Origin of the sequence: Paraburkholderia diazotrophica (genome assembly GCF_038900755.1) — a bacterium.
In the GTDB taxonomy this organism is placed as follows: domain Bacteria; phylum Pseudomonadota; class Gammaproteobacteria; order Burkholderiales; family Burkholderiaceae; genus Paraburkholderia; species Paraburkholderia diazotrophica_A.
On the sequence record NZ_JBBPEN010000002.1, the window covers coordinates 955,286 to 972,980 of the forward strand.

General features: G+C 62.9%; 12 protein-coding genes and 1 pseudogene. 9 read left to right on the forward strand and 4 right to left on the reverse strand.

Features of this window, described 5'->3' with window-relative positions; all coding sequences use genetic code 11:
* The first annotated feature begins 263 nt into the window (after positions 1-263).
* Positions 264-527 (forward strand): hypothetical protein, encoded by a 264-nt coding sequence (locus tag AABE10_RS09640; RefSeq protein ID WP_342933013.1) that lies wholly within the window; start codon positions 264-266, stop codon positions 525-527.
* A gap of 93 nt (positions 528-620) precedes the next feature.
* Here the strand turns inward: AABE10_RS09640 and AABE10_RS36400 are convergent, their stop codons facing one another.
* Complete coding sequence (locus AABE10_RS36400; protein WP_428983283.1) at positions 621-725, reverse strand: SymE family type I addiction module toxin; 105 nt, start codon at positions 723-725, stop codon at positions 621-623.
* Between the two features lie 469 nt (positions 726-1,194).
* Between AABE10_RS36400 and AABE10_RS09645 the strand changes: the two genes are divergently transcribed.
* The 5 genes from AABE10_RS09645 to hutG all read left to right on the forward strand — a co-directional run bounded on the left by AABE10_RS09645 (position 1,195) and on the right by hutG (position 5,193).
* Positions 1,195-1,947 carry an IclR family transcriptional regulator gene (locus AABE10_RS09645; protein ID WP_342933014.1) on the forward strand — a complete coding sequence of 251 codons (753 nt, stop codon included), beginning with the start codon at positions 1,195-1,197 and terminating at the stop codon, positions 1,945-1,947.
* Positions 1,948-2,054: 107 nt separating this feature from the next.
* Entirely contained in the window at positions 2,055-2,810 is a 756-nt protein-coding gene (locus tag AABE10_RS09650) for a transporter substrate-binding domain-containing protein (protein ID WP_342933015.1), read from the forward strand.
* A 15-nt stretch (positions 2,811-2,825) separates the two neighbouring features.
* Entirely contained in the window at positions 2,826-3,494 is a 669-nt protein-coding gene (locus AABE10_RS09655) for an amino acid ABC transporter permease (RefSeq protein ID WP_342933016.1), read from the forward strand.
* Entirely contained in the window at positions 3,491-4,258 is a 768-nt protein-coding gene (locus AABE10_RS09660) for an amino acid ABC transporter ATP-binding protein (protein ID WP_342933017.1), read from the forward strand. Before AABE10_RS09655 ends, AABE10_RS09660 begins: the two co-directional genes overlap by 4 nt.
* Positions 4,255-5,193 carry a formimidoylglutamase gene (hutG, locus tag AABE10_RS09665; protein WP_342933018.1) on the forward strand — a complete coding sequence of 313 codons (939 nt, stop codon included), beginning with the start codon at positions 4,255-4,257 and terminating at the stop codon, positions 5,191-5,193. Before AABE10_RS09660 ends, hutG begins: the two co-directional genes overlap by 4 nt.
* An 834-nt stretch (positions 5,194-6,027) precedes the next feature.
* On the opposite strand, the gene AABE10_RS09670 is transcribed toward hutG, so the two are convergent.
* Positions 6,028-6,318 (reverse strand): DUF3303 domain-containing protein, encoded by a 291-nt coding sequence (locus AABE10_RS09670; protein WP_342933019.1) that lies wholly within the window; start codon positions 6,316-6,318, stop codon positions 6,028-6,030.
* A gap of 804 nt (positions 6,319-7,122) precedes the next feature.
* On the opposite strand from AABE10_RS09670, the gene uvrA reads away from it, so the two are divergent.
* From uvrA to AABE10_RS09685, 3 genes and pseudogenes are all read left to right on the forward strand, one after another.
* On the forward strand, positions 7,123-13,047 hold the full coding sequence (gene uvrA, locus AABE10_RS09675) for an excinuclease ABC subunit UvrA (protein WP_342933020.1): 5,925 nt from the start codon (positions 7,123-7,125) through the stop codon (positions 13,045-13,047).
* 23 nt (positions 13,048-13,070) lie between these two features.
* Positions 13,071-14,022: pseudogene (locus tag AABE10_RS09680) on the forward strand (DMT family transporter).
* 160 nt (positions 14,023-14,182) lie between these two features.
* Entirely contained in the window at positions 14,183-14,887 is a 705-nt protein-coding gene (locus AABE10_RS09685; protein WP_342933021.1) for a glutathione binding-like protein, read from the forward strand.
* Between the two features lie 91 nt (positions 14,888-14,978).
* Here the strand turns inward: AABE10_RS09685 and AABE10_RS09690 are convergent, their stop codons facing one another.
* The gene (locus AABE10_RS09690) at positions 14,979-17,093 is read right to left on the reverse strand and encodes a phosphocholine-specific phospholipase C (protein WP_342933022.1); all 2,115 of its coding nucleotides are present in this window, start codon (positions 17,091-17,093) and stop codon (positions 14,979-14,981) included.
* 75 nt (positions 17,094-17,168) lie between these two features.
* Positions 17,169-17,543, reverse strand: coding sequence for a hypothetical protein (locus AABE10_RS09695; protein ID WP_342933023.1), 375 nt, complete (start codon positions 17,541-17,543; stop codon positions 17,169-17,171).
* Positions 17,544-17,695 lie beyond the last annotated feature (152 nt).

Consider the following 17,695-nt stretch of genomic DNA (forward strand, 5'->3'; position numbering starts at 1 on the left):
ACTCGATTGGCATTGCGGGCGGGCGCAATCTCTGACAGTACGCCAATGGCAGCCCGCTTGCGTGGATTGATGCGCTGGGGCGAGTCGATATCCCAAATCCACAAGATTATGGCTTAGAACGCCATCAGAAAACGAGGCGGGTGCAAATCCTCAGTGGATGCCAGGCGGGAAATTGCCAACCGGCGCTAGTGAGCGCTGTAATCGATGGTGGCGGCATGCTTCCATCGCAATATTCTGTAACTCCACTGAGTTTGAGGTGAGTGATGGCATTTAAAGATATTGTGGTAAACAAAAAGGAAAGATATTCCATTGGCACTGAAGACATTTCTGGGGGGCACTATGTCGCCGTTCCAGTTAGCAATAGCCTTGTTGACTATGATGAGTATTATGAAATCAGCAAAGAGGAATTTAATAATTACCTAAATGACGAAAATTTGGCACTGGAGTTTGTTGAGAAATGCCGGCGTAGAGAGCAGGATAATTTACTCTTTTTTCAGCCTGGTAGAGATCGAGGGTGGCCGGTTTGAGATAAGGAAGATTGCAGAACACTCCTCTAGCTACTGCCCGAATTGGAGACAAGGCCGAATTCAAGCAGGGACGGTCTGAGCGGCCCCTGCTGCTCAGACGGCGGTAATGGTCAGCCGGCCGTGTTCGACGTTGATCTTTACGCGCTGCCCCGGTGTGAATCTGGCGTGCTCGATCCACCGCTCGCGAGCTTCATCCACGGAAGAGCGGCTGCTCGGCGCGCAGGTGGTAGGGCTTGTTCCAGTTGCGATTGAACCGCCGCGGCTGCTGAATGGTCACGAAGCGTTCCGTGAGGCAAACCTGAGCCTGCTCTGACACGCTAGAAGTCGACGGATGAACACAACGCGCGCGGCCAGCCAAGATGGTTGTGAACGCAAACACATTGGAGATCGCACAAACGAAATGACACAGATAAGGGGGAGCCCGCCATTACGCGGGCACGACCCACAAGGACCCTTGATGCGACGTCCCGGATACTGACGAATATGCAGGCGGCGGGCAGAACCCATCTGCTCTGATCGGTCGCCCCGCAAAGTTCTCCTCCCTGCACAGCCGACAGAGACCCTCACCTCGGGAAAACCCTCCCGCCCCATTCCCATTGAACGGGAATCCCGATTTCGAAATATGAGAATGTCATGGCATCCTGCATGTATGAAAAGCAGGAATGCGATGGTGGATCAGGAACAGAACATTACGGGGGCCGAGCGTGTCCTGCTCGTGCTGGCTGCGCTCGCGGGTCATGGCAAGGCCATAGCGGTCAAGGATCTTCAGGCCGCCACCAACCTCGCGCAAAGCACTCTCTACCGGCAGATCGCGTTACTGAAGCGCTGGGGTTTCGTCGCCGAAAACGAAGGGCACTATATGCCGGGGCCAGTCAGCCTGCAGCTGGCGCTCGGCTTTGACGGCAACTCGGCGCTCATCGAAGCGGGCCGCAGTGAAATGCAGCGCCTTGCCCGAGGGTGCGGCGAAAGCGTCGGTCTTGTCGTCGCGGTGAGGCATCAGGTGATGTGCCTGGAAATGGTCGAGAGCGAGCATTCGTTGCGCTGCTCGTTCGAGAAAGGGCGGGCGGTCCTGCTCAAGGCGGGCGCATCGGCGAAATCCCTGCTGGCGTTCATGGCCGATCGGGCACGCACGGAGGTCCTCGACAGCGTGTTCGCCAGCGAACCTGACGGGCGCGCCTTGCTGGAGACTGAACTTCAGGTCATTCGTGCGCAGGGCTATGCGGTCAGCGACAGCGAGGTTGACCCCGGAGTCTGGGGCGTGAGCGTGCCGATCTTTCATCGGCGCGCACGCACCGCGATCTCGAGCGCGTCCCTCACGCTGATGGCGCCGTCGACCCGCGCTGCTGGCCGTGAAAGCCTGTTCATCGATGGCACGCTTCGCGCTGCCCGCGCCATTTCCGAACGTATGCAGACCGGCTGATTGCAAGCTCCAGGATCAGTCCGCTATCCGCCGTCAATTTCTTTTTTGGACTGCTTTTGCCGTACTGGTTCAACGCACATCCATATTTCCCCAAAGGAGACGCCCTCATGAAGCTTCACAGACTGTTCTCTGCCGCATGTATCTCGCTGACCGTTGCTCTCGCCGGTTTTTCAGTTTCCGCCACGGCGCAGACGCCGGCGGTGCTGCACGTCGCCACCGATGCGACGTTCGCGCCGATGGAATTCACCGAGAACGGCGCGCGTACCGGCTTCGACATCGACATCATGAACGCGCTGGCCAAGGCGATGGGAACCCGCGTGGAGTGGACGGACATCGACTTCAAGGGGCTGGTCCCCGGCCTGATCGCACATCGTTTCGATGCGGCGATTTCGGGCATCTACATCACGCCTGAGCGTGCCCAGGTCGTCGATTTCACCGAACCGTACTTCTCCGGCGGACTCGTCGCGCTGGTGAAGGACGGCTCACCCGTCAAGACGGCAGCCGACCTGAACGGCAGGAAAGTCTCCGTGCAGGTCGGCACGAAATCCGTGAACTTCCTGCGTGACAACTATCCGCAAGTCACGCGCGTCGAAGTGGAAAAGAACCAGGAAATGTTCGACCTGGTGGGGATCGGCCGCACGGACGCAGCCGTTACCGGCAAGCCCGCCGCGTATCAGTTCGCGCGGACTCGCGCCGGCTTCCGCGTGCTCGACAAGCAGCTCACCACGGAAGCGTATGGCATTGCCATGCGTAAGGACGAGCCGCAGCTCAGGGCCGCGCTCAACGCCGCGCTGCAAAAGATCCGCGCCGACGGCACCTATGCGGCAATCGTTCACAAGTGGTTCGGCGCAACCGCGCAATAACGGATGGGTGCATCGATGGAACTCGATTTCACGCCTGCGATAGCAGGCCTGGGGGACATCGCACGGGGCGCGCTCGTTACCGTCGAGGTGACGGGCGCGGCACTCGCGCTCAGTTGCGTGCTGGGCCTGCTGATCGGGATTGGACGGCTGGCGCCGCAACGCAGAATCCTGTACGGGTTCTGCACCGCGTACCTCACGTTCTTCCGCGGCACGCCGCTGCTCGTGCAACTGTTCCTGCTGTTCTTCGGCTTGCCGCAGTTCAACATCCTGCTGCCGGCGTTCGTGTGCGGCATGCTGGGGCTCGGACTGTATTCGGCTGCGTATGTTTCGGAAATCGTGCGTGGTGCGATCCAGTCGGTCGATCGCGGCCAGATGGAGGCGGCGCGTTCGATCGGCATGTCGTCGGGTCAGGCCATGCGCGCGATTATCCTGCCGCAGGCCGTGGTGCGGATGATTCCGCCGCTTGGCAATGAGTTCATCGCGCTGATCAAGAATTCCGCCCTGGTTTCGCTGCTGACCATCGATGACCTGATGCATGAAGGGCAGAAGATCATCAGCGTGTCGTACCGCTCGCTCGAGGTGTATCTGGTCATCGCGCTGGTCTATCTGGTGCTGACCCAGGCGACGAATTACGCGTTGCATTGCGCCGAACGGCGGCTGCGCGCAGGAGGCATGGTGCAATGAACGAAGTGTCCCAACCGATCGTCCAGATTCGCGGGCTCAGCAAATCGTACGGGTCGCACGTCGTGCTGAACGGCATCGACTTCGACATCCAGCCACGCCAGGTTGTCGTCGTGATCGGTCCGAGCGGTTCCGGCAAGAGCACCTTTCTGCGTTGCTGCAACGGACTGGAGCAACCGGAGAGCGGAACGATCGACATTTGCGGGCGGCGTCTCGTCGACGACGGCGTGATGCTGAAGGACCGGCCGCTGAACGCGCTGCGCACCGAAGTCGGCATGGTGTTCCAGTCGTTCAACCTGTTTCCGCATCTGTCGGTGCTGCACAACATCACGGTCGGGCCGCGCATGCTGCGCGGCGCATCGACGGCCGATGCCGAAGCGTCGGCGCTCGCCTTGCTCGACAAGGTCGGCCTTGCCCACAAGGCGCATGTGATGCCCGCGAGCCTGTCGGGTGGCCAGAAGCAGCGCGTGGCGATCGCCCGCGCACTCGCGATGCAGCCGCGCGTGATGCTGTTCGACGAACCAACATCAGCACTCGATCCCGAACTGGTGGGCGAAGTGCTGCAGGTGATGAAGGTCCTCGCAAGCGAGGGCATGACGATGGTTGTCGTCACGCACGAGATGGGTTTCGCGAAGGAAGTCGCCGACGTCGTGGTGGTGATGGACGGCGGCAAGATCGTCGAAGCGGGCCCGCCCGCGGACATTTTCTCGGCGCCTTCGCAACCCCGCACGCAGGCCTTCCTGCAGGCGGTGCTGTCCCGGTCATGATGCTTCCATTCGATAAAGCGATATGGACGGGGCGATCCGATCGCGGTGAGCCGGGTGATACGCGGCGTGTGTTCGACCAGGTGGCGCCCGTTGGCGACGAAATGTTCGCCGACGCTACGACGGTCATCATCGGCTTTGCCTCGGACGAGGGCGTGCGGCGCAATCAGGGTCGTGTCGGTGCTGCGCAGGCGCCGAAGGAACTGCGCCGCGCGCTCGCAGGACTGCCAGCCAGACAGGGTGGCACCGTACTTGATGCAGGCGACGTGGTCTGCGACGACGGCGACCTCGAAGCGGCGCAGGACGAACTGGCGCACGTGGTCGGCACCGTGCTCGCGCGTGGCGGCAGGCCGCTGGTGTTCGGCGGCGGACACGAGGTCGCGTGGGGATCGTACAGTGGATTACGCCGGCACCTGGGCGCCGCGTGTCAACGCCGGCTGCTGATCGTCAACTTCGACGCACACTTCGATCTGCGTCAGACCCGTCCGGCAAATTCGGGGACCCCGTTCGACCAGATTGCCTGCGACTGCGCCGCGCATGAGGTTCCGTTTCAATACGTGTGCTTCGGGATCAGCGATCTGGCCAACACGGCAGCGCTCTTCGCACGGGCACAACAGCTTGGCGTGCAGTATGAACCTGACGTCAACATGCAGGAATCGCAGATACCCCGATTGCTGGACCGGCTGGGGCGACTGATCGACACCGCCGACGACATCTATCTGACCATTGATCTGGACGTGCTGCCCGCCAGCACGGCGCCGGGCGTTTCCGCCCCTGCTGTGCTCGGCGTGCCATTGTTCGTGGTCGAGGCGATGGTGCAATGCATTCGCGCATCGGGCAAGTTGCGTGTTGCTGACATCGCCGAGTACAACCCGTCGCTCGATGAGGACCGGCGTACGGCACGCGTCGCTGCGCGGCTCGCGCATCGGCTGCTGTAGTGACCGGGGGGCCTGCAGGAGCGCATCAGAAGTATTGGCCCTGCGTAGCACGATGCTCGCTTCAACGTGCGGAACGATTTACCGGATGACCGTTCTTCTGAATCCTTAGTCGTCCCGTGAGAGGCCGCTGTGCCGGCATCGGCCTGGTTGAAGACCGACCTCAAATGCGATGCGATGGCGCGCCTTCATATCGTGCGGTGCGTCCACGTTTCGGCCGAAAGTATGGAATCGGCCGCGTTGACCTGTGCCCCGCGCGAAACAGCCGTGCCGTTGTCAAGCACTTGCGGAGGATTGAAGGTTGCGCGGCGGCACGTGCATGTTCAGGCCGCGTTGGCATCTTGCTAGTAGCGTGCGCTCTGGTACGTCTGAGCAGTCCGGGACAGTCGTAGCCAGCGATGAATGCGGGTACGCGCTTGCAGCACATCGACGTCGTCCATCACTGGCTTGAATAGGACCTAGGGCTTGCTCACGCGCTTTCATCGAGAAGGATCGGCGGCGCTATCGAGTAACACGCGCGCAGCACGAACATCTGCGAGAGAGTCACGGGGCCATGTGCCGACCGCAAGGATTCGCTTTTTTCCTTCGCGCTTGTACTCGAAGGCGAAGTTCAAATCCTCTCGCCCCGACCAGATGGACAAAAGGACTTACGGTGAAAGCCGTAAGTCCTTTTTTCTTTGTATCGTCTGCGCGGCGTTGGACGGCATCTGTAGAGCAAGACGACGGAGCAGGACGACGAAGGTGAATCGGTATCCTGATTAACCAGCCAGCCCGGCCACCGCCGCCGGACCGCGCATGCCCTCGAAGCAAGCCGTCGGCAGGCAAGGCTTCGTCACCTCACTTTCCCGCCTGGGCCTGATACGCCCCCAGCGCCGCGCCGAGCTCCTCGTCGGTGACAGCGGGCGAGATGGTGAACTCGAAGATATCGCCCCACTGCAGCATCCACGCCGCCATGGGGGCGGTGCTGTCGGCCTCGATGATCGCGCACCCACTCAGTTCGCCGATCGTATGCCATCGTCCGAGCATCTTGATGCCATCGGGTGGCAAGGCGCCACCCGTTTTCATGAAACGCTCGATGGCGGATTGCTGCGCCGTCGGTTGCCCGTTCCACTGAACAATGAACTTCATCGGAGACCTCCATTCGACTCGTGACGATGCCGGCCAGTGGCAAGCCGTCACCGTGACGGACGCCGCAGCGCGCGGCGCGTGGGAGCCTGCATCGGGCGCGGATTCGTCCTACCTCATCCGACATTCCGTGCCGCCACCGTGGCGCTCTAAAGCTCGCAGAAAGAATAATAGGCAGCGTCTAGGCAACTTCCATCGGCGAAGCAGCGAATCCACTCGAACTCTGTACGACATCCCGCACTCGACTGGGCGCATCCCGCTGCTTTAAGTTTCCGTTAAGCCTGAGCTCATAGAGTATTCGGGCGCTCGGACGATGCTGTAGGTGCTGCGAGGAGTCGTCCGACGCTTCTTGGTCCGCCGGGGGGCGAACCTGACGAAGACCATCGTCGATGCGCATTCGACCGCCGCAAGGGTGCCAGATGGCGTGTGGTAAGCGGCCGATCAGCCTTCGCCCGAGGGCTGTGGGGGACGGCCATTGGAACCCGGTGCTTCACCGGGTTTTTTCTTTTTCGACGCGGTGCGGGCTTCGCAAACGCGCGGATCCGGCTTTGAACAGCTCTAAGCCGAGCCGAGCCGCGCTCGCGTGCGTCGGAATACGGTCATTTGGCCTATACCATTTGCCGTCGCGAACGTCGTGCAATCGCCGTGCAAAACTGTATAAACATACAGTATAGTGTTCACCTATCCGGAACCGCGGAAGACAGTTCGAGAACAGGCCACGCGCCTGTTTCCGACTCGCGATGCGCAGCCGTGGCCGCAACCCTGCGGCCGGCATGCCCCGGCAACTCATTCAGACGGACAGTCAAATTGTCATCTAACGGAACGATCCGAATTCGAGGCGCACGCCAGCACAACCTGAAGAACGTCGATCTCGACTTGCGCACGGGCGAAATGACCGTCGTGACGGGACCGTCGGGCTCGGGCAAGTCGAGCCTCGTCTTCGATACGTTGTACGCCGAAGGGCAGCGGCGCTACGTCGAAACCTTCAGCGCATATGCCCGCCAGTTTCTCGACCGGATGGACCGGCCGCAGGTCGACCGCGTTGACGGCGTGCCGCCTGCTATCGCGATCGACCAGACGAATCCGGTCCGCAGCTCGCGTTCGACGGTCGGCACGATGACGGAGCTGAACGACCATCTGAAGCTGCTCTACGCGCGCGCGGCCGAGCTGTTCGATCGAAAGACGGCGCAGGCCGTTCGCCACGATTCGCCCGAAACGATTTACGCCGACCTGAGTGCGCGCACGGCGGGCGACGATCCGCGCATCGTCGTCACGTTCCCCGTCGAGTTGCCGGACTCGACGAGCGAAGCGGAAGTCGAGCAATGGCTTTCCGCGAGCGGCTATACACGCGTCCAGGCGCAGCGCGAAATTCCGTCGCCAACGGGCATGCGCAAGGTGCTCGACGTCGTCGCCGACCGCTTCCGTCTCCATCAGGTCGAAAAGACGCGCGTGGTCGAAGCGATCGAGGCATCGCTCAAGCGCGGTGGCGGGCGCGTGAACGTCTATGTGCTGGGGCAGGAAGGCGCGCGAGGCGAGCCGGCGGGGCAGCAGATCTGGCGTTTCTCGACGGGCCTGCACAACCCCGACAGCGACTTGCGCTACGCCGATCCGCAGCCCGCGTTGTTCTCGTTCAACTCGGCCTACGGCGCGTGCGACACCTGCCGGGGCTTCGGTCGCGTGATCGGCGTCGATCTGGGCCTCGTGATTCCCGACGAGCGCAAGACGCTGCGCGGCGGCGCGATCAAGCCGATGCAGACCCCCGCGTGGAAAGAATGTCAGGACGACCTGATGCGCTATTCGGCGAAAGCGGGCATTCGCCGCGACACGCGGTGGTCCGAGCTCACCGAAGCCGAGCGCGACTGGGTCATCAACGGCTCGCCGGATTGGGATGGTGATTGGCAGAAGCAGTGGTACGGCGTAAAGCGCTTTTTTGGCTACCTCGAATCGAAAGCGTACAAGATGCACATCCGCGTGCTGCTGTCGAAATATCGCAGCTACACGCCGTGCGAGACTTGCGGCGGCGCGCGTCTGAAAACGGAGTCGCTGCTGTGGCGCCTGGGCTCGAAGCAGAACGCGGACGCCGTGCTGGAACCGGCGCGGCGCTTCATGCCGCGCGGCGTCGACTGGAACCGCGCGCAGCTCGAAGCGTTGCCGGGCCTGACGGTTCATGATCTGATGCTGCTGCCCATCGAGCGTATCCGCCGCTTTTTCGACGAGATCACGCTGCCGAGCGCACTGCTGGACGACGCGCTGAAACTGCTGCTCGCCGAAGTGCGCACACGCCTCAAGTATCTGTGCGATGTGGGGCTGGGCTATCTGACGCTCGATCGCCAGAGCCGCACGCTTTCCGGCGGCGAGGTGCAGCGGATCAACTTGACCACCGCTTTGGGCACGTCGCTGACCAAAACCCTCTTCGTGCTCGACGAGCCGAGTATCGGCCTGCACCCGCGCGACCTGAACCGGATCGTCGAGGCAATGCAACGTCTGCGCGATGCGGGCAATACGCTTGTCGTCGTCGAACACGATCCGTCCGTGATGCTGGCCGCCGATCGTCTGATCGACATGGGACCCGGACCGGGCGAGCGCGGCGGCACGATCATCTACGACGGCGCGCCTAACGACATCCGTTCGGCCGGCACGCTGACGGGCGAGTACCTTGGCGGACGCAAGCACGTTGCAGACGCGGCGCACTGGGCGCGCCGCCCCGTCGACGAAAGCACGCCGCGCATCGTGCTGGATGGCGCGCGTCAGCACAATCTGCGCGACGTGACGGTCGACATTCCATTGCAGCGGCTCGTATGCGTGACGGGCGTTTCGGGCTCGGGCAAATCGACGCTGATCCAGGACGTGCTGAGTCCGGCGCTGTCGCGGCAACTCGGCAAGGCCACGGAAGCGCCTGGCGCGCACCGAAGCCTGACGGGCGTCGAGGCGATCAGTGACGCCGTGTTCGTCGACCAGTCGCCCATCGGCAAGACGACGCGCTCGAATCCGGCAAGCTACGTCGGCGCATTCGACGAAATCCGCAAGGTGTTCGCGAAGGCGCCCCTCGCGCTGCAACGCGGCTATGGCGCAGGCGTGTTCAGCTTCAATTCGGGTGATGGCCGTTGTCCGACTTGCGGCGGCTCAGGCTTCGAACATATCGAGATGCAGTTCCTGAGCGACGTCTATCTGCGCTGCCCCGACTGCGACGGCAGCCGCTACAGGCCAGAAGTGCTGGAGGTGAAGATCGAGCGCGAAGGGCGCGAGCTGAGCATCGCCGACGTGCTCGAACTGACGGTGCATGAGGCCGTCGGCCTGTTTGCCGGAGACGGCGAAGTGTTGCGCGTGTTGCAGCCCATCGTCGACGTCGGTCTCGAATACGTGAAGCTCGGGCAGCCGGTGCCGACACTGTCGGGCGGCGAGGCGCAGCGGCTCAAGCTCGCTGGCTTTCTCGCGGAAACCGCTCAGGCGCGCGCGACCCGCGGCGGTACGAAGCAGGCGAGCGCGGCGCGTCTCTTTATGTTCGACGAGCCGACCACGGGTCTTCATTTCGACGACATCGCCAAGCTGATGCAGGCATTCGGCAAGCTGCTCGCGGGCGGTCATTCGCTGATCGTGATCGAGCACAACCTCGACGTGATTCGCACGGCCGACTGGCTGATCGATCTCGGCCCGGAAGGAGGCGACGGTGGCGGCCTCGTCGTGTGCGCGGGCACGCCCGAAGACGTCAAGCGATGCCCCGATTCGCACACGGGCGCTGCGCTCGTGCAATACGACAGCGCGATAGGTCTCGCCATCGAGCCGACGGAAGCAGCCGAAAAAGCCGAAGCCGCAACGCAGGGCACGCCGCTGCAAACGGCGCTGAACGCGGCGCGCGCACGGCGCGCAGTGGAAGGCGAGGACGTCGTACGCATCGTAAATGCCCGCGAGCACAACCTCAAGGCGCTCGACGTCGACATTCCGCACGGCAAGTTCAACGTGATCACGGGCGTTTCGGGTTCCGGCAAATCGACGCTCGCATTCGACATCCTGTTCCACGAAGGGCAGCGCCGCTATCTGGAGTCGCTGAACGCATATGCGCGCTCGATCGTGCAGCCGGCAGGGCGTCCCGAAGTGGACGCCGTGTACGGCATTCCGCCAACCGTCGCAATCGAACAGCGTCTGTCGCGCGGTGGCCGCAAGAGCACGGTCGCGACCACATCGGAGGTCTGGCACTTCCTGCGCCTGTTGTATGTGAAGCTCGGCATTCAGCACTGCATCCATGACGGCGCGCCCGTCACGTCGCAAAGCGTCGAATCGATCGTCGCGCAACTGATGCGTGACCACAAAGGCGAACACGTCGGTTTGCTCGCTCCTCTCGTCGTGAACCGCAAGGGCATCTATACCGACCTCGCGAAGTGGGCGAAGGCGCGCGGCAACACGCATCTGCGCGTCGATGGCGAGTTCGTGTCCGTCGATCCGTGGCCGAAGCTCGATCGCTTTCGCGAACATACGATCGAGTTGCCCGTCGGCGACATTGTGGTGTCGGCGGACAAGGAAGCAGAACTGCGCCGCCTGCTCGAAGAAACGCTCGAGGCAGGCAAGGGTGTCATGCATCTGCTCGCGCCGCTCGATGGCCTCGAACATGCAATGACCAGCAACGGCACGACCGCTCATGTCGGCGAAGTGAAGGTGCTCTCCGTCAAGCGGGCGTGCCCCGTGTGCGGCACCAGCTACCCTGAACTCGATCCGCGCATGTTCTCCTATAACAGCAAGCACGGGTGGTGCACGACCTGTGTCGGCACCGGACTGGCGTTGACGCGCGAGCAGCGCGCGGCTTACGACGACACCGTGCTCGTCGACGACAATCGCGGCCGCGAACAGACCTTGCCGTCGGACGAGCAGGAGCCGGAGGGCGTCGGCGAGGAGCCGTGTCCGGATTGCCACGGTACGCGCCTCAATGCGTCCGCGCGCGCGGTGACGTTCGACGAAACGTCCATCGTCGACGTCGCGCAGTGGACCGTGTCGGACACGCGCCGCTGGATCGATGGGCTCGAACTGCAAGGCCGCGAGGCCGAAATCGCGCGCGATGTGATCAGCGAAATCGGCAGCCGGTTGCAGTTTCTGGAAGAAGTGGGCCTCGGCTATCTGAGTCTCGACCGCGCGGCGCCTAGCCTGTCGGGCGGCGAAGCGCAGCGTATCCGTCTCGCCGCGCAACTCGGCAGCAACCTGCAGGGCGTCTGCTATGTGCTCGATGAACCGACGATCGGCTTGCATCCACGCGATAACCAGATTCTTCTGAACGCGCTGCGCAAGCTCGGTGACAAGGGCAATACGCTCGTCGTCGTCGAGCACGACGAGGACACCATTCGCCGCGCGGATCACATCATCGACATCGGTCCGGGCGCGGGCAAGCGTGGCGGTACGCTCGTCGCGCAGGGGCGTGTCGGCGATCTGTCCGCGCAGTCCAGTTCGCTGACGGGCCAGTTCCTCGCACAGCCGATTCTGCATCCGTTGCAGACCCGGCGCCCGGTATCGGTCGCGACGAAACGCGCGCCTGCCATGCCCGACAACTGGCTGACCGTGCACGGCGCGACGCTGCACAATCTGCGCGACGTGACGGTCGGTATTCCGCTGGGGCGCCTCGTCGCCGTGACGGGCGTGAGCGGGTCGGGAAAATCGACGCTTGCTCGCGACGTGCTGATGACGAATCTGCTCGATGCCGTCGGCCGGTCCGTGCTGTCGTCGCCGGCTGTCCGGCGTGCCCGCAAGGCTGCGCAGTCCGAACAGGGGGAACAGTCGACTGCGGCGAACCGCCGGTCGAGCGTGCTTGCGCGCAGCGCGCCGAAGCCGTCGCTGAACGTCACGCATGCGTGGCAAGGCTGCGAGTGGATCAGCGGTTTCGAATCGATCGACCGCGTGCTCGAAGTCGATCAGACGCCGATCGGCAAAACGCCGCGCTCGTGTCCCGCCACGTATATCGGCGTGTGGGACACGATCCGGCGTCTCTTTGCCGACACGCTCGAAGCGCGGGCGCGCGGCTATACGGCGTCGCGTTTCTCGTTCAATACGGGCGACGGCCGCTGTCCCGCGTGCGAAGGACAAGGCGTGCGCACGATCGGCATGAGCTTCCTGCCTGACGTGAAGGTGCCGTGCGACGTATGTCACGGGCAGCGCTTCAACCCGGAAACGCTCGCAGTCACATGGCGTGGCAAGAACATCGGCGACGTGCTGACGATGGAGATCGACGAGGCCGTCGATTTCTTCGCGTCGATGTCGAACATCGCGCATCCGCTGCAACTGATGAAGGACGTCGGCCTTGGCTATCTGACGCTTGGTCAGCCGTCGCCGACGTTGTCGGGTGGCGAGGCGCAGCGCATCAAGCTCGTTACCGAACTGAGCAAGGTGCGCGACGACATCACCCGGCGCGGACAGAAGGCGCCGCATACGCTGTATGTGCTCGACGAGCCGACGGTCGGTCTGCATATGGCCGACGTCGCGAAGCTGATTCGCGTGCTGCACAGGCTGGCCGATGCGGGTCATAGCGTCGTCGTGATCGAGCATGATCTGGACGTGATCGCGGAAGCCGACTGGATCATCGATCTCGGGCCGGAAGGCGGCGTAGGCGGCGGATCGATCGTCGCGGCGACAGACCCTGAGGGTCTGGTGCGCGTTGCGGCGAGCCATACGGGGCGCGCATTGCGGCCGGTGCTGGCTCGCTCTGCAACCACGTCCGACGAGGACGCCGACGGCAAGCGAGTCAGCGCGGGGTAGGACGCACAACAGGAAGCAAGGCGATGCACACACGTCACAGCGCGGCTTTCACTGCGATTCTGGCGGCCGTCCTCTTCGGCGCGACGACGCCGTTCGCGAAGGCACTGCTCGGTACGTTGTCGCCGTTCATGGTGGCGGGGTTGTTCTATCTCGGCAGCGGGGTTGGACTCGCCATCGCGATTCTGATCCGGCAATTACGGCGCGGGCAGGGCGCTGACCATCCGGACGCGCATCCAATGCCTCTGGCAGAAGTGCCCTGGCTGATCGGCGCAATCGCTGCCGGTGGCATCGCCGGACCGGCGCTTCTGATGTTCGGCCTGAACGCGACACCTGCCGCAACGACTTCGCTGCTGCTGAACCTGGAAGGCGTGTTCACTGCGCTGATCGCGTGGGTCGTGTTCCGCGAGAACGTCGACGCTCAGGTGTTTATCGGGATGGTCGCAATCGTCGCGGGCGGCGTGCTGCTGTCATGGCAGCCTGGAGGAGGCGGAGCGGGCGCGGGCGCGTCGCTGGTCGCCGCTGCCTGTCTGTGCTGGGCCATCGACAACAATCTGACGCGCAAGGTCTCGAACAACGACGCGATGGTCATCGCGTGCATCAAGGGGCTGGTCGCCGGTTCTGTCAACACGGCCATCGCGCTATTGTCGGGCGCGCACGTGCCGGGTGCGGAGCTGATCGTCGCGTCGATGGCAGCGGGTTTTGCGGGCTACGGCGTGAGTCTCGTGCTGTTTGTGGTCGCGCTGCGGCATCTCGGCTCGGCCCGCACGGGCGCGTATTTTTCGGTGGCGCCGTTGTTCGGCGTCGCCATTTCGTTCGCTCTGTGGCCCGAGAGGCCGCCTCTATTCTTCTGGCTCGCAGCGGCGTTGATGGCGCTTGGCATCTGGCTGCATTTGCGCGAACGACACGTTCACGAGCACACGCACGACGCGCACGCACGCTCACTTCCCCGACATCCATCATCGGCACCAGCACTGACGGCAGCCAGCCGATACCGTCGATACGCATACATACGGGCGAGAAGCGCGGACTGAACCCGTCTCACTCAGCTTCGCGCGCAAGAAAGACGGCGCAAGCAAAGACGGCGCAACGCGTCTATATTGACCGTCTGTTTGCCGATCAACGACGAGGACCTTACATGCCTGACCCATCCGTTTTTCCGATCGCGAAGAAGTGGCCCGCCGAGCATCCCGAGCGCATCCAGCTCTACTCGTTGCCGACGCCCAATGGCGTCAAGGTATCGATCATGCTGGAGGAGACGGGCCTTGCGTACGAGCCGCATCTGGTGCGCTTCGATACGAACGATCAGATGTCGACGGAATTCCTGTCGCTCAATCCGAACAACAAGATTCCCGCGATCATCGACCCGAACGGACCTGATGGCGAGCCGCTGCCGCTGTTCGAGTCGGGCGCGATCCTGATCTATCTCGCGGACAAGTCGGGCAAGTTGCTGCCGAAGCGCGCGTCTGATCGCTACGAGACGATTCAATGGCTGATGTTCCAGATGGCGGGCATCGGGCCGATGTTCGGCCAGGTCGGCTTCTTCCACAAGTTCGCGGGCAGGGAGTACGAAGACAAGCGTCCGCGCGACCGCTACATCAACGAATCGAAACGGCTGCTCAATGTACTGAACGAGCGGCTCGCGACGCGCAAGTGGATCATGGGCGACGAGTACACGATTGCCGATATCGCGACCTTTCCGTGGGTGCGCAATCTGGTCGGCTTCTACGAAGCGGCCGATCTGGTCGAGTTCGACAACTATCCGCACGTGAAGCGCGCGCTCGATGCGTTTCTCGCGCGTCCCGCTGTCGCGAAGGGGCTGGATATTCCTAAGCGCGGATAAGCCCCAATCCACAAGCGTTGGACAAAACAAGAAAAGCCCGTACCGTTTTCGACGGCACGGGCTTTCCTTTTCGGATCCTTCCCGTAGAGCGTTACATGCCGAGCGCCGGATCGCTCACGCTTGGCTTGCCCGTCTCGACGTGACCGGCATAGCGGCGCACGAACGACGCGTCGCCATCGACAGTGATCGTCAGGTCGTACCAGCCGTACACGTGACGCAGATCGAGATACACGGTGTCGCTATCGCCGCCGCGAACAGCGTGCTTGACGGGACTGCCCGCGTCGTACGCATTGACGATCGTGAACTGGCAGCGCGCATTGCCGTCGTTCTTCAAGCGCAACTGCAGATTGCCGTTCGCGACATCGTAGCCCTCGACGACTTCCGGTTTCGCGTGATCGTGGCTGTTCCAGAAATGCTGCGTCGTCTGCTTGCCGGCGAAGCGGCGCAGGAAGCCGTTCGGTCCGTGCACCGTGAAGTCGTACGTACCATCGGCATTCACGTTGAGCTGGTCGACGAGGCGCTTGTTCGCTTCGACCGTGTACGTGCGAGGCGCATTCGCGCTCATCGCCGCGAATACGAGGAAGTTCGCGCCGGCCTTGCCCGTATTGACGAAGCGCATCGACAGCTTGCCGCTGCTGCTGTCGTCGATGCGCACGAACAGTTCATACGGCACGGCGCGCGCGGGACGCACGCCCGACTCCTGCTTCGGCACCGAGCCGACGAGGGGCGGCACGGGAATATAGTCCGCGTGACGGTTCTGGTCCTGCGGTTTGTATGAGGTCGTCGACGGCAGCGTCGGGAGTGCATCGTTCGGATTGTCGAAGTTGAACGCCGACGTCAGATCGCCGCACACCACGCGACGCCACGGCGTGATATTCGACTCCGACACGTTGTTCCCATGTCCGAAGCGCTTCTCGATGAAGCGGATCACCGACGTGTGATCGAACACTTCCGAGCACACCCAGCCACCCTTCGACCACGGCGACACGACGAGCATCGGCACGCGCGGCCCAAGGCCGTATGGACCGGGCGCGTACTTGCCGCCGTTGCCGCCCGGATAGATTTCGTTCGTCGTATCGACGGTCGAAAGGCCATCCGCATTCGACGACGGCGCGAACGGCGGCGACACGTGATCGAAGAAGCCGTCGTTCTCGTCATAGTTGATGAGCAGCACGGTTTTGCTCCACACGTCGGGGTTCGACGTGAGAATCTGCAAGACCTGATCGACGTACCACGCGCCGTAATTCGCAGGCCAGTTCGGATGCTCGGAATACGCCTCGGGCGCGACGATCCATGACACCTGCGGCAACTGGTTGCTCTGCACATCCTGACGCAGCACGTCGAAATACGTGCCGCCCGCCGACACGTTCGTGCCCGTGCGCGCCTTTTCGTACAGCGGACTGCCGGGCTGCGCGTTGCGATACTGATTGAAGTAGAGCAGCGAGTTGTCGCCGTAGTTGCCGATGTACGGATTTTCCGTCCAGCCCCACGAGCCGTTCGCGTCGAGACCCGTGCCGATGTCCTGATAGATCTTCCACGAGATGCCTGCGGCTTGCAGCACTTCCGGGTACGTCGACCAGCCGTAGCCCAGTTCCGAGTTATCGACGACGGGACCGCCGCCCGAGCCGTCGTTGCCGACCCAGCCGGTCCACATGTAGTAGCGGTTCGGATCGGTCGCGCCCATTAGCGAGCAGTGGTACGCGTCGCAGATCGTGAACGAATCGGCAAGCTGATAGTGGAACGGGATGTCGTTGCGCGCCAGATACGCCATCGTCGTCGTGCCCTTGTTCGGCACCCACTGGTCGTTGCGGCCGCCGTTCCACGCGCCGTGCGTCGTGGGCCAGTCGTGCGGCAGGTCTTGCAGAAATTGCAGGCCGAGATTCGGCGCGGTCGGACGGAACGGCAACACTTCTCCGACGCCGCCGAGCCCCGGCTGATGCCACACCGGCTTGCCGTTCGGCAGATTGATCGCGCGCGTATCGCCGAAACCGCGCACGCCTTTGAGCGTGCCGAAGTAGTGGTCGAACGAACGGTTTTCCTGCATCAGCACGACGATGTGCTCGACGTCGCGGATGCTGCCCGTTTTGTTGTTGGCGGGAATCGCCAGCGCGTTGCGGATGCCGAGGGGCAGCATGCTCAGTGCGGTTGCGCTGCCGGCTGCGTGGGCGGCGGTGCGCAGAAAATTACGGCGGTTCTTTGAGGTCATGTTGGCTTCGATCGTGAAGAAAGAAACGGAAAGGGACGGCTTCCATGCGGGGGCGGGAGCCGTGCTGGGCAGAACTCAATCGACGGTGTGAATCACGGGTGGTGCGAGTACGACGGAATCCGTTGCGCTGGCGCTGCTGGCGGAGGCGGCCTGTGACTGCGCGGATGCTGACTGCGGGGCTTGAAGCGAGGGGCTCGCGGGTGAAGCTGACTGCGATGGGACGGCGTTGAAGATCGTCGCGAGGGGCGGTTGCGGCTGACTTTGCTGTTGTTGCGGTTGCTGTGCTTGCGGCGGTTGTTGCAGTCGCTGTTGCTGTTGCTGTGCATGCGATGCGTCGGTGGAGATGCCGTCGCTGCACGCCGCGACCGCGATCGATGCCGTGATGACGGCGAGTGCAGCGCGCAAACGCTTGCGACGCTGGCTACATGCGGCGGCGTGCAGAGCGGGCATCGTCATCCTCCGGCGTCAGGCGTGAGAGCCGCGAAAGAATAGCCAGTGCGTATGTAGATATTGTGAAGCGGGGATGGGAAAGGAAATGCAGACGGAACTGCACTGCATAAGATGCAGTGCATATTCAGTGTGACGGCTCAATGACTTGTGTG